Source organism: Pseudomonas aestuarii (genome assembly GCF_027988105.1).
Classification (GTDB): domain Bacteria; phylum Pseudomonadota; class Gammaproteobacteria; order Pseudomonadales; family Pseudomonadaceae; genus Aquipseudomonas; species Aquipseudomonas aestuarii.
The window spans coordinates 54,017-65,877 of the sequence record NZ_JAQJZJ010000012.1 but is presented as its reverse complement, the minus strand read 5'-3'; the positions used below and the strand labels follow the sequence as shown (position 1 = coordinate 65,877).

General features: G+C 63.8%; 12 protein-coding genes. 9 read left to right on the top strand and 3 right to left on the bottom strand.

The genetic code is table 11. The annotated features are described in order from the left end of the window. Positions 1 to 7: 7 nt before the first annotated feature. Together PH586_RS20985 and PH586_RS20980 are read left to right on the top strand one after the other, a co-directional pair. Entirely contained in the window at positions 8 to 1,018 is a 1,011-nt protein-coding gene (locus tag PH586_RS20985; RefSeq protein ID WP_271349749.1) for an aspartate carbamoyltransferase catalytic subunit, read from the top strand. Beyond that, entirely contained in the window at positions 1,018 to 2,289 is a 1,272-nt protein-coding gene (locus PH586_RS20980; protein ID WP_271349748.1) for a dihydroorotase, read from the top strand. Before PH586_RS20985 ends, PH586_RS20980 begins: the two co-directional genes overlap by 1 nt. Positions 2,290 to 2,489: 200 nt before the next feature. On the opposite strand, the gene PH586_RS20975 is transcribed toward PH586_RS20980, so the two are convergent. The 3 genes from PH586_RS20975 to PH586_RS20965 all read right to left on the bottom strand — a co-directional run bounded on the left by PH586_RS20975 (position 2,490) and on the right by PH586_RS20965 (position 5,289). Beyond that, positions 2,490 to 2,891, bottom strand: coding sequence for an NINE protein (locus tag PH586_RS20975; RefSeq protein ID WP_271349747.1), 402 nt, complete (start codon positions 2,889 to 2,891; stop codon positions 2,490 to 2,492). Positions 2,892 to 2,998: 107 nt separating this feature from the next. Then, a complete protein-coding gene (locus PH586_RS20970) occupies positions 2,999 to 4,144 on the bottom strand; it encodes a PilT/PilU family type 4a pilus ATPase (protein ID WP_271349746.1) in 1,146 nt (381 codons plus the stop codon). Positions 4,145 to 4,254: 110 nt separating this feature from the next. Then, a complete protein-coding gene (locus tag PH586_RS20965; protein WP_271349745.1) occupies positions 4,255 to 5,289 on the bottom strand; it encodes a type IV pilus twitching motility protein PilT in 1,035 nt (344 codons plus the stop codon). A 54-nt stretch (positions 5,290 to 5,343) separates the two neighbouring features. Here PH586_RS20965 and PH586_RS20960 point away from each other — a divergent pair, with 54 nt between their 5' ends. From PH586_RS20960 to metW, 7 genes are all read left to right on the top strand, one after another. Continuing rightward, complete coding sequence (locus PH586_RS20960) at positions 5,344 to 6,024, top strand: YggS family pyridoxal phosphate-dependent enzyme (RefSeq protein ID WP_271349744.1); 681 nt, start codon at positions 5,344 to 5,346, stop codon at positions 6,022 to 6,024. Between the two features lie 39 nt (positions 6,025 to 6,063). Then, the gene (gene proC / locus PH586_RS20955) at positions 6,064 to 6,897 is read left to right on the top strand and encodes a pyrroline-5-carboxylate reductase (protein ID WP_271349743.1); all 834 of its coding nucleotides are present in this window, start codon (positions 6,064 to 6,066) and stop codon (positions 6,895 to 6,897) included. A gap of 42 nt (positions 6,898 to 6,939) precedes the next feature. After that, positions 6,940 to 7,530: a YggT family protein gene (locus PH586_RS20950; protein WP_271349742.1), complete on the top strand. Its 591-nt coding sequence runs from the start codon at positions 6,940 to 6,942 to the stop codon at positions 7,528 to 7,530. 13 nt (positions 7,531 to 7,543) lie between these two features. Beyond that, on the top strand, positions 7,544 to 7,840 hold the full coding sequence (locus tag PH586_RS20945; protein WP_271349741.1) for a DUF167 domain-containing protein: 297 nt from the start codon (positions 7,544 to 7,546) through the stop codon (positions 7,838 to 7,840). 153 nt (positions 7,841 to 7,993) lie between these two features. Then, positions 7,994 to 9,976 carry a dynamin-like GTPase family protein gene (locus PH586_RS20940; protein ID WP_271349740.1) on the top strand — a complete coding sequence of 661 codons (1,983 nt, stop codon included), beginning with the start codon at positions 7,994 to 7,996 and terminating at the stop codon, positions 9,974 to 9,976. Between the two features lie 104 nt (positions 9,977 to 10,080). Then, positions 10,081 to 11,220, top strand: a complete 1,140-nt coding sequence (gene metX / locus PH586_RS20935; RefSeq protein ID WP_271349739.1) for a homoserine O-succinyltransferase MetX — start codon at positions 10,081 to 10,083, stop codon at positions 11,218 to 11,220. Positions 11,221 to 11,227: 7 nt separating this feature from the next. Then, positions 11,228 to 11,830 (top strand): methionine biosynthesis protein MetW, encoded by a 603-nt coding sequence (metW, locus tag PH586_RS20930; protein WP_271349738.1) that lies wholly within the window; start codon positions 11,228 to 11,230, stop codon positions 11,828 to 11,830. The last annotated feature ends 31 nt before the right edge of the window (positions 11,831 to 11,861 follow it).

The window sequence follows — 11,861 nt, the reverse complement described above, 5'->3', positions numbered from 1 at the left end:
CCTCGCGATGACGCCGATTGATGCCCCGCGCCCGCTGCAGCTGAATGACCAAGGCCAGCTGCGCCACTTCCTCACCCTCGACGGCCTGCCGCGCGAGCTGCTGACGGAAATCCTCGATACTGCCGACTCCTTCCTCGAAGTCGGCGCCCGGGCCGTGAAGAAAGTCCCGCTGCTGCGCGGCAAGACCGTGTGCAACGTGTTCTTCGAGAACTCCACGCGCACCCGCACCACCTTCGAGCTGGCGGCCCAGCGCCTGTCCGCCGACGTCATCACCCTCAACGTGTCGACCTCCTCGACCAGCAAGGGTGAATCCCTGTTCGACACCCTGCGCAACCTCGAGGCGATGGCCGCCGACATCTTCGTGGTACGCCACGCCGATTCGGGCGCCGCGCACTTTATCGCCGAACACGTGTGCCCGAACCTGGCGATCATCAATGGCGGCGACGGTCGCCACGCCCACCCGACCCAGGGCATGCTCGACATGCTGACCATTCGTCGGCACAAGGGCGGCTTCGAGCACTTATCGGTGGCCATCGTCGGCGATATCCTGCATTCGCGGGTGGCCCGTTCGAACATGCTGGCCCTGAAGACCCTCGGCTGCCCGGACATCCGCGTGATCGCCCCCAAGACACTGCTACCGGTCGGCATCGAGCAGTATGGCGTGAGCGTCTACAGCGACATGGCCGCGGGCCTCAAGGATGTCGACGTGGTGATCATGCTGCGCCTGCAGCGCGAACGCATGAGTGGCGGCCTACTGCCCAGCGAGGGCGAGTTCTATCGCCTGTTCGGCCTCACCGAGCAGCGCCTCAAGCTGGCCAAACCGGATGCCCTGGTGATGCATCCGGGGCCGATCAACCGCGGCGTGGAAATCGAGTCGGCAGTGGCCGACGGCCCGCAATCGGTGATTCTCAACCAGGTCACCTACGGCATTGCCGTGCGCATGGCCGTGCTGTCGATGGCCATGAGCGGGCAGAATGCCCAGCGTCAACTCAACCAGGAAGCCGAGGAATCCAACTGATGCGTACCGCAATCCTTGGCGCCCGCGTCATCGACCCGAGCAGCAACTTCGACCAGGTGGCCGACCTGTTCATCGATGGCGGCAAGCTCATCGCCATCGGCCAGATGCCAGCCGGCTTCGTCGCCGAGAAAATCATCCAGGCCCAGGGCCTGGTGGCCGCGCCCGGCCTGGTCGACCTGTCTGTCGCCCTGCGCGAACCCGGCTACAGCCGCAAGGGCAGCATCGCCAGCGAAACCCTGGCCGCGGCTGCCGGCGGCGTCACCAGCCTGTGCTGCCCACCCTTTACCAAACCGGTGCTGGACACCCCGGCGGTGGCCGAACTGATCCTCGACCGTGCCCGCGAGGCCGGCCACACCAAGGTGTTCCCCATCGGCGCCCTGAGCAAAGGCCTGGACGGCGACCAGCTGGCCGAACTGGTGGCCCTGCGCGACGCCGGTTGCGTGGCCTTCGGCAATGGCCTGGATACCTTCCGCAACACCCGCACCCTGCGCCGCGCCCTGGAATACGCTGCCACCTTCGACCTGACGGTGATCTTCCACTCCCAGGACCATGACCTGGCCGAAGGCGGTCTGGCCCACGAAGGCGCCACTGCCAGCTTCCTCGGCCTGGCCGGCATCCCGGAAACCGCCGAAACCGTGGCCCTGGCCCGCGACCTGCTGCTGGTCGAGCAAAGCGGCGTGCGCGCCCACTTCAGCCAGTTGACCAGTGCCCGCGGCGCGCAACTGATCGCCGAGGCCCAGGCCCGTGGCCTGCCGGTGACCGCGGACGTGGCGCTGTATCAGTTGATTCTCACCGATGAGGCCTTGAGCGACTTCTCCAGTCTCTATCACGTACAGCCGCCACTGCGCACCCGCGCCGACCGCGACGGCCTGCGCGAGGCGGTGAAGAGCGGCGTGATCTCGGCCATTGCCAGCCACCACCAACCCCACGAACGTGACGCCAAGCTGGCCCCCTTCGGCGCCACCGAACCGGGCATCAGCAGCGTGCAGCTGTTGCTGCCGCTGGCCATGAGCCTGGTGGAAGACGGTCTACTCGACCTGCCGACCCTGCTCGCACGCCTGTCCAGCGGCCCGGCCCAAGCCCTGCGCCTGCCTGCCGGGCGCCTGAGCGTGGGCGCAGCGGCCGACCTGCTGCTGTTCGACCCGCAGGCCTCGACCCTGGCTGGGGAAAGCTGGTTCTCCAAGGGTACCAACTGCCCGTTTATCGGCCACTGCCTGCCCGGCGCGGTGCACTGCACCCTGGTCGATGGACACATCAGCTACCAGGCGTGAGCCGCAGTCTTATGGCGATATCCCTATTAGCCGTTGCAACAGCTATCGGCTTGCAATAGCCAGGGTTCGGCGCAACGGGTGGATCCAGGTAGGGCGGACTCAGGAGCGTAGCGAACAGTCCGCCGCACCTGCGCCAGTGAAACGGCGTACTGCTTCGCGAGTACGCCCTACGTGCTGGCAACTACGCCTGTCCCGGCCACTTACCCGCGGGCGGCATTCTTGATCGATATCTGCTCGTTCAGCGTCCAGAAGTCGTAAAGCACGCCAATCAGGAACAGGCCACCGGTGAGCAGGTAGAGGATCCCGCTGATCCACTTGCCCTGGTACATGCGGTGCACACCGAAAATACCGAGGAAGGTCAGCAGAATCCAGGCGACGTTGTAATCGGTTTCGCCAGCGGTGAAGCGCAGGTCGGCCTCACGATCCATCGCCGGGATCAGGAACAGGTCGATGATCCAGCCGACAAACAGCAAGCCGAGGGTGAAAAACCAGATGGTTCCGGTGACCGGTTTGCCGTAATAGAAGCGGTGCGCACCGAGAAAACCGAAGATCCACAACAGGTAACCGATGACCTTGCTGTGGGTGTCGCTTCTTACGTCCATGCCTTGCTCCTGCGCTGCTGAGTGATGCGAATGAGACCGGCAAGACCGCACAAGGTTTACCGCTCGATAAAAAGCCCGCGAGCGCGGGCTGTTTTGGCCACTGCGCCTCAGCGAAAACTCCGCCCCGGGTCTTCGGGGGCATCTTCCAGTGATAGACCACCGCTCAGCTGGACCAGGTGATCGCCGTCGCTTTCCGAACCGAGCTTGATCAGCAGGCGCAGGTCGTTGGCCGAGTCGGCATAGAGCAGCGCATCTTCGTAGGTGATTTCGCCCTGGCTATAGAGGTTGTACAGCGCCTGGTCGAAGGTCTGCATGCCCAGTTCGGTGGAGCGCTTCATCAAGTTCTTGAGTTCGTGCACCTCGCCCTTGCGGATCAGATCGGCCGCCAGCGGGGTGTTGATCAGCACCTCGATCACCGCGCGGCGCCCCTTGCCATCCGGGGTCGGGATCAACTGCTGGGCGACGATGGCCTTGAGATTGAGCGACAGGTCCATCCACACCTGATTCTGCCGATCGGCCGGGAAGAAGTTGATGATCCGGTCCAGCGCCTGGTTGGCATTGTTGGCGTGCAGGGTGGCCAGGCACAGGTGGCCGGTTTCGGCGAAGGCCACGGCGTGGTCCATGGTCTCGCGGGTGCGCACCTCACCAATCAGGATCACGTCCGGCGCCTGGCGCAGGGTGTTCTTCAGCGCCACCTCGAAGGACTCGGTGTCGATGCCCACTTCGCGCTGGGTGACGATGCAGTTCTGGTGCTGGTGGATGTACTCGATCGGGTCTTCGATGGAGATGATGTGGCCGCTGCTGTTCTTGTTGCGGTAGCCGATCATTGCCGCCAGCGAGGTGGATTTACCGGTGCCGGTGGCGCCGACGAACAGCACCAGGCCGCGCTTGGTCAGCGCCAGCTTCTTGAGGACTTCCGGCAGCTTGAGGTCATCCAGGGTCGGGATGTTGGTCTCGATACGGCGCAGGACCATGCCGGCCAGGTTGCGCTGGTAGAAGGCGCTGACGCGGAAGCGCCCGACCCCGCGGGCACTGATGGCGAAGTTGCACTCGTGGCTCTCGGCGAAGTCGCGGCGCTGCTGCTCGTTCATCACCGAGTGCACGGTTTCCCGGGTTTGTTCGGGCGACATGGGGCTCTTGGTCACCGGCATGATCTTGCCGTTGACCTTCATCGACGGCGGTACGCCGGCAGTGATAAACAGGTCGGAGCCGCCTTTTTCTACCATCAGGCGCAGCAGTTTTTCGAATTCCATGCGTTGTCTCGCCCATCACTGTCACGCGCTTAGCCAACCTCCAGCCCCTGGGGCGCGTGCCTCACCAGCGATCTGGGTCTCGGCCAGCCTCGCGGCTGGCCAGATACGAATCAGAAGTTATCCGGGGTCTTGGATTTTTCCCGCGCATTTTCGCGAGTGACCAGGCCCTTGGCGACCAGGCCTTTCAGGCAGGCATCCAGGGTCTGCATGCCCAGCGAAGCGCCGGTCTGGATCGACGAATACATCTGCGCCACCTTGTCCTCACGGATCAGGTTACGAATCGCCGGGGTGCCAATCATGATTTCATGGGCCGCCACCCGACCACCGCCGACTTTCTTCAACAGGGTCTGCGAAATCACCGCCTGCAAGGATTCGGAAAGCATCGAGCGCACCATGGATTTTTCTTCGGCCGGGAATACATCGACCACCCGGTCGATGGTTTTCGCCGCCGAGGTGGTGTGCAGGGTGCCGAACACCAGGTGGCCAGTCTCCGCGGCGGTCAGCGCCAGGCGGATGGTCTCCAGGTCGCGCATTTCGCCGACCAGGATGATGTCCGGGTCTTCGCGCAGCGCCGAGCGCAGGGCCTCGGAGAAGCCCAGGGTGTCGCGGTGAACTTCACGCTGGTTGATCAGGCACTTCTTCGACTCGTGGACGAATTCGATCGGGTCTTCGATGGTCAGGATGTGCTGGTATTTGGTGCCATTGAGGTAATCGAGCATCGCCGCCAGGGTGGTCGACTTGCCCGAACCGGTTGGCCCGGTGACCAGCACCAGGCCCCTTGGCACGTCGGTGATCTTGCGAAACACCTCGCCCATGCCGAGGTCTTCCATGGTCAGTACCTTGGACGGAATGGTGCGAAACACCGCACCGGCACCACGGTTCTGGTTGAAGGCGTTGACCCGAAAGCGAGCGACACCAGGCACTTCGAAGGAGAAGTCGGTCTCGAGGAACTCCTCGAAATCCTTGCGCTGCTTGTCATTCATGATGTCGTAGATCAGTGCATGCACCTGCTTGTGATCCAGGGCCGGCAAATTGATCCGGCGCACATCGCCGTCGACCCGAATCATCGGCGGCAGACCAGCAGAGAGATGCAGGTCCGACGCGCCTTGCTTGGCGCTGAAGGCAAGCAGCTCAGTGATATCCATGGGACTCCCTAATGACGGTAGAATGCCGCGAACACTAGGCGGCTGGCGCAAGTAATGTCCACGATAGCAGAGAATATTGCAAAGGTCGGAGCACGCATCCGTGAGGCGGCGCAAGCCTCGGAGCGAGATTGTGCAACGATTGGCTTGCTGGCAGTGAGCAAAACCAAACCCGCCGCGGCAATTCGCCAGGCCTGTGCTGCCGGCTTGCATGATTTCGGCGAGAACTACCTGCAGGAAGCGCTGGAAAAACAGCGCGAACTGAGCGACCTGCCATTGATTTGGCACTTTATCGGCCCCATTCAATCCAACAAGACCCGGGCGCTTGCCGAGCATTTCGACTGGGTGCATTCGGTGGAACGCCTGAAGATCGCCGAACGCCTGTCCACGCAGCGCCCGCCGCACTTGCCCGCGCTGAATATCTGCCTGCAGGTGAATGTCAGTGGCGAGGCCAGCAAATCAGGCTGCAGCCCTGAAGAATTGCCGGCGTTGGCCCTGGCGGTAACCCAGCTGCCTAACCTCAAACTGCGTGGATTGATGACAATTCCTCAACCCAGCGATGACCGTGCGACGCAACAGGCCGCCTTTGCCCGCCTGGCTGAACTGCAGGCCAAGCTGCCCCTGGATCTCGACACCCTGTCCATGGGCATGAGCCATGACCTTGAAGCCGCCATTGCCGAAGGGGCGACCTGGGTGCGCATCGGTACCGCCCTGTTTGGCGAGCGCGACTATGCGTAGGCACCGCTCTACTCGACTCAATAGATAAGGAAACCTCTTATGACTTCCCCCCGCATTGCGTTTATCGGCGCCGGCAATATGGCCGCTAGCCTGATCGGCGGGCTGCTCGCCCAGGGCATCGACGCCAGCAGCATTCGCGCCAGTGATCATGGCGCCGAACAACGTGCCAAGATCAGTGCCGAACACGGCATCGAAACCTTCGCCAGCAACGCCGAAGCCATTCAGGGCTGCGCGGTAATCGTCCTGGCCGTCAAGCCGCAGGTGATGAAGGACGTCTGCCTGGATCTGGCCGCCCATCTCGAGGCGGGTCAATTGGTCGTCTCCATCGCGGCCGGCATCAACTGTGCCAGCCTGGAACGCTGGCTTGGCGCGGGAGCCCAAGCGGCACCGGCCATTGTCCGCTGCATGCCCAATACGCCAGCCCTATTGCGCCAGGGTGTCAGCGGCTTGTATGCCAACAGCCTGGTTTCGGCGCCGCAGCGCCAGCAGGCGGAACAGTTGCTCGGTGCCGTCGGCCTGGTCCTGTGGCTGGATGAAGAACAGCTGATCGATGCGGTCACCGCCGTCTCCGGCAGCGGTCCGGCGTATTTCTTCCTGCTGATGGAAGCCATGACGGCCGCCGGCGAGAAGCTCGGCCTGCCGCGCGACACCGCCGCCCAACTGACCCTGCACACCGCACTGGGTGCCGCGCGTATGGCGGTGGCCAGCGATGTCGATGCCAGCGAACTGCGCCGCCGTGTCAGCTCGCCGGCCGGCACCACCGAAGCGGCAATCAAGACCTTCCAGGCCGGCGGCTTCGAAGCCCTGGTCGAACAGGCGATGAATGCCGCCGCCCAGCGTTCGACAGAACTGGCCGAGCAGCTTGGCCAATAAACCACTCGGCCCACCGCCAGATGGACCATTAAGGAGTCAATAATGATCGGACTGAGTACCGCAGCGGTTTATATCCTGCAAACCATCGGCAGCCTGTACCTGCTGATCGTGCTGCTGCGCTTCATCCTGCAACTGGTGAGGGCCGATTTCTACAACCCGCTCAGCCAGTTCATCGTGCGCGCCACCCACCCGCTGCTCAAACCCCTGCGCAAGGTCATCCCCAGTTTCGCCGGACTCGACCTGGCCTCGCTGGTGCTGGCGATCCTGGTGCAATTGGTGCTCATGGCCCTGGTCCTGATGCTGATGGGCTATGGCCTCGACAATCCGCTGCAACTGCTGGTCTGGTCGATCATTGGCGTCACCGCCCTGTTCATCAAGGTGTTCTTCTTTGCCCTGATCATCAGCGTGATCCTGTCCTGGGTCGCCCAAGGCAGTCACAACCCGGCGGCCGAACTGATCAATCAGATCTGCGAACCGCTGCTGGCGCCGATTCGGCGCATTCTGCCGAGCCTGGGCGGGCTGGACCTGTCGCCGATCGTGGCCTTCCTGATCCTCAACCTGATCGACATGCTGGTGGTGCGCAACCTGGCGGTGATGACCGGCATGTTCAGGGGCCTCAGCCTGGCGATCTGACCCCCAGAGCCCGATGAGTTTCTATCGCTGGGACGGCGAGGACCTGGTCCTCGATTGCCACCTGCAGCCCAAAGCCAGTTGCGACGAGTTCGCCGGGCTGCACGGTGAGCGGCTGAAAATCCGCCTCACCGCGCCCCCCGTCGACGGCAAGGCCAACGCCAAGCTGCTGGCCTTTCTCGCCGACGCCTTTGCCGTGAGCAAGAGCCAGGTCAGCCTGGAAAGCGGCCAGCAAAGCCGCCAGAAGCGCGTCCGCATCAAGCAGCCGCGGCAGCTGCCCGCGGTGCTGGAACTGACCGCTCGGCCCGCCTGAGCGACCATCAGACCTGCTAGCCAATTGACACCACCTGCTCGCCCCGCATAATGCTCGCCAGCCCAGAGCAGCGGCGCTCGCCATGCGCTGCCGGGCAGACCCGCGCCGCTAACCGCACCGCCGCAAAGCCGCGCTAGCCAGAGGAACGCCAGGATGAGCATGGAACGTCTCAGTCAACAGGTCGACGCCTACGTCGACTGGAAGCGCAAGCTGATGCGCCAGGTCGCGCGCTACCGCAGCTGGCTGGTCAACAACCGACTCAACACCGAGGCGCTGGACAGCAAACTCGAACGCGCCCTCAAACTGCTGCGTACCGACCACATCACCCTGGCCTTCGTCGGCGAGTTCTCGCGTGGCAAGACCGAACTGATCAACAGCCTGTTCTTCTCCGCCTATGGCCAGCGCATGCTGCCGTCCCAGGCCGGACGCACCACCATGTGCCCCACCGAGCTGTTCTTCGACCCCCGCTCGGAACACTCCTACATCCGCCTGCTGCCGATCGAAACCCGCGCCACCGAGGCCAGTGTCGCCCAGTTCAAGCGGATCCCCCGGCACTGGGTGAACATCCCGCTGGACCTCAGCGACCCGGACAACATGATCCAGGCCTTCACCCAAGTGGCAAAGAGCAAGCCCATGCCGGTCGAGCAGGCGATCCAGCTGGGCTTTCACCCCGACACCCTGGAAAGCACCGGAAAATCCGGCCAGGTGCTGGTGCCAGCCTGGCGCCATGCAATGGTCAACTTCGACCACCCGCTGCTGCGCCAGGGCCTGCGCATCCTCGACACCCCCGGCCTGAATGCCCTGGGCAGCGAACCGGAACTGACCCTGTCGATGCTGCCCAGCGTCCAGGCGATCATCTTCCTGCTGTCCGCCGACACCGGGGTGACCGCCAGCGACCTCGCGGTCTGGCAGCAGCATATTCGCCAGCTCGACGACGACACCCAGTCCAGCCTGTTCGCCGTGCTCAACAAGATCGACATCCTCTGGGACGACCTGGCAGGCGAAGCCTTCGTGCAGAACGCCATCGAGCAGATCCAGACCCTCACGGCCAGGCAACTCGGCATCCAGCCCGACGAGGTGCTGCCGCTGTCGGCCAAGCAGGCGTTGCTGGCCAAGGTACGCAAGGATCCGGCACTGCTGGCCCGCAGCCAGATGCGCAACCTGGAAGACCTGCTGTGCGAGCGCATCGTCAGCCAGAAGGAACGCCTGATCGAAGACCGCGTGGTCAATCAGGTGCTGGCCCTGCTGCAAGGCAGCCAGCATCTGCTCAACCTGCGCCTGGACAAGGTCAACGAGCAACAGGCGCTGCTGAGTCATCACCAGCACGACAATGGTCAGTTGCTGTTCGAGCTGACCGCCAAGACCAAGGACGACCACGGCCAGCACCACAAGCGCCTGCTCGGGCTGAAAACCAACCAGCGCCTGCTCAAGCGTCAAGGCGAGCTGCTGCAGATCGCCGTACGCGCAGAGCGCCTCGACGAACACCTGAACAAGGTGCGCAAGAACCTCGCCGGCAGCTGGACCACCGTGGGCATCAACCAGGCGATCCTGCACTTCTTCCGCTCGGTGGAACACGACCTGGACAGCCTGGGGCAGGAAGCCGAGACGGCCAACAAGATGGTCGCCGCCATCTACCACCGGCACAATCAGGAAAATCCGCTGCAAGGCGTCGATGCGCCGCAGTTCAACATCAAACGCTACCGGCGCGAACTCAAACAGCTACAGACCCAGGCCGACCAGTTCCGCCTGCACCTGAAGACCCTGCTCACCGAACAACGCAGCCTGACCAGGCGCTTCTTCGCCACCCTGGGGCAGCAAGTCATCGGCCTGCACCAGCGCCTGCGGGTCGAGGCCGGGCAGTGGGCCAGTGACGCGCTGATGCCGCTGATGCAACACACCCTGGAACACAAACAGTTGCTGGAAAGCCATATGTTGCGGCTCAAGGCCCTGGCCCAGCAAACCCAGCAAACCCGTCAGCGCGGCCAGCAACTGGCCGGCTATCGCGACGAACTGCAACAGCAACTGGCCCAGGCCAGCGAGATGCTGCGCCGCCTGCGCCTTCCCGCGCCGATCCAGCGCCAGGGCAAGGTGGTCAACCTGCCCGGCGTGGCACGCCCCCACAGCGTCGGCGAATGAGCGCCGGCAACGCCGCCGCCAGGGATTGTCCGCGCGCCCGCACGCTTGCCGCCCGCGGCGGCGCTCTTTAGACTGCGGCACTTCCTTTACTGCGAGCAGGGTCGATGTCTACTGCCTTTCCCCAAGACTCCGTTGGCCTGGTGACCCCGCAGGTGCTGCATTTTGCCGACCCCCTGCCGCTCGCCTGCGGACGCAGCCTGGCCGACTACCAACTGGTCTATGAAACCTACGGCGAGTTGAATGCCGCGTGCAGCAACGCGGTGCTGATCTGCCATGCGCTGTCCGGCCATCACCATGCCGCCGGCTACCACAGCGCGGATGAGCGCAAGCCCGGCTGGTGGGACAGCTGCATCGGCCCCGGCAAGCCGATCGACACCAACAAGTTCTTCGTCGTCAGCCTCAACAACCTCGGCGGCTGCAACGGCTCGACCGGCCCCTCCAGCCTCAACCCGGCCACCGGCAAACCCTTTGGCGCGGACTTCCCGGTGATGACCGTGGAAGACTGGGTGCACAGCCAGGCGCGCCTGGCCGACGCCCTCGGCGTCGGCCAGTGGGCCGCGGTGGTCGGCGGCAGTCTCGGCGGCATGCAGGCCATGCAGTGGGCCATCAGCTACCCCGAGCGTATCCGTCACTGCCTGGCGATCGCCTCGGCGCCCAAGCTGTCGGCACAGAACATCGCCTTCAACGAAGTGGCGCGCCAGGCCATCCTCACCGACCCGGAATTCTACGGTGGGCACTTCCAGGAGCGCGGGGTGATCCCCAAGCGCGGCCTGATGTTGGCACGCATGGTTGGCCACATCACCTACCTGTCGGACGATGCCATGGGCGAGAAATTCGGCCGCGGCCTGAAGAGCGAAAAGCTCAACTACGACTTCCACAGCGTCGAGTTCCAGGTCGAGAGCTACCTGCGCTACCAGGGCGAGGAGTTCTCCGGGCGCTTCGACGCCAACACCTACCTGCTGATGACCAAGGCCCTGGATTATTTCGACCCGGCGGCGGCGTTCGACGGCAATCTGGCCCAAACCCTGGCCGGGGTGCAGGCGGACTTCTGCGTGATGTCCTTCACCACCGACTGGCGCTTCTCGCCGGCGCGCTCGCGGGAGATCGTCGACGCCCTGATCGCCGCACGCAAGAACGTCTGCTACCTGGAAATCGACGCGCCGCAGGGCCACGACGCCTTCCTGATCCCGATCCCGCGCTACTTGCAGGCGTTCAGCAGCTATATGAACCGAATCGCAATATGAGGCACCCATGAGAGCCGACCTGGACATCATCCAAGACTGGATCCCCGCCGGCAGCCGGGTACTCGACCTCGGTTGCGGCAATGGCGAACTGCTCGCCTGGCTGGCCGAGCACAAAGGGGTCAGCGGTTATGGCCTGGAGATCGACCCGGACAACATCGCCCAGTGCGTCCGCAAGGGCGTCAATGTCATCGAGCAGAACCTCGACAAGGGCCTGGGCAACTTCGCCAGCAACAGCTTCGACGTGGTGGTGATGACCCAGTCGCTGCAGGCCCTGCACTTCCCGGACAAGGTACTGGCGGAGATGCTGCGCATCGGCAAGACCTGCATCATCACCTTCCCCAACTTCGCCCACTGGCGTTGCCGCTGGTACCTGGCGAGCAAGGGGCGCATGCCGGTGTCCGACTTCCTGCCGTACACCTGGTACAACACGCCGAATATCCATTTCTGTACCTTCGCGGACTTCGAGCGCCTGTGCCTGGCGCAAAACGCCCGGTTACTGGACCGCCTGGCGGTCGATCGCGACCATCTGCACGGTTGGGCCAGCCGCATTTGGCCTAATCTCTTAGGTGAGATAGGCATCTACCGGATCAGCGGGCCGAGCGCCAACTGATTTCGCCGGCAACATGGTCCCATTGAGGAGA

Bases quoted from the DNA above. Each gene is read 5' to 3' on its own strand.
- PH586_RS20985 (WP_271349749.1), top strand. From the start codon at position 8: ATGACGCCGATTGATGCCCCGCGCCCGCTGCAGCTGAATGACCAAGGC.
- PH586_RS20965 (WP_271349745.1), bottom strand. From the start codon at position 5,289: ATGGATATCACTGAGCTGCTTGCCTTCAGCGCCAAGCAAGGCGCGTCG.
- metX (WP_271349739.1), top strand. From the start codon at position 10,081: ATGTCTACTGCCTTTCCCCAAGACTCCGTTGGCCTGGTGACCCCGCAG.
- PH586_RS20975 (WP_271349747.1), bottom strand. From the start codon at position 2,891: ATGGACGTAAGAAGCGACACCCACAGCAAGGTCATCGGTTACCTGTTG.
- proC (WP_271349743.1), top strand. From the start codon at position 6,064: ATGACTTCCCCCCGCATTGCGTTTATCGGCGCCGGCAATATGGCCGCT.
- PH586_RS20945 (WP_271349741.1), top strand. From the start codon at position 7,544: ATGAGTTTCTATCGCTGGGACGGCGAGGACCTGGTCCTCGATTGCCAC.
- PH586_RS20940 (WP_271349740.1), top strand. From the start codon at position 7,994: ATGAGCATGGAACGTCTCAGTCAACAGGTCGACGCCTACGTCGACTGG.
- PH586_RS20960 (WP_271349744.1), top strand. From the start codon at position 5,344: ATGTCCACGATAGCAGAGAATATTGCAAAGGTCGGAGCACGCATCCGT.
- PH586_RS20970 (WP_271349746.1), bottom strand. From the start codon at position 4,144: ATGGAATTCGAAAAACTGCTGCGCCTGATGGTAGAAAAAGGCGGCTCC.
- PH586_RS20980 (WP_271349748.1), top strand. From the start codon at position 1,018: ATGCGTACCGCAATCCTTGGCGCCCGCGTCATCGACCCGAGCAGCAAC.
- metW (WP_271349738.1), top strand. From the start codon at position 11,228: ATGAGAGCCGACCTGGACATCATCCAAGACTGGATCCCCGCCGGCAGC.
- PH586_RS20950 (WP_271349742.1), top strand. From the start codon at position 6,940: ATGATCGGACTGAGTACCGCAGCGGTTTATATCCTGCAAACCATCGGC.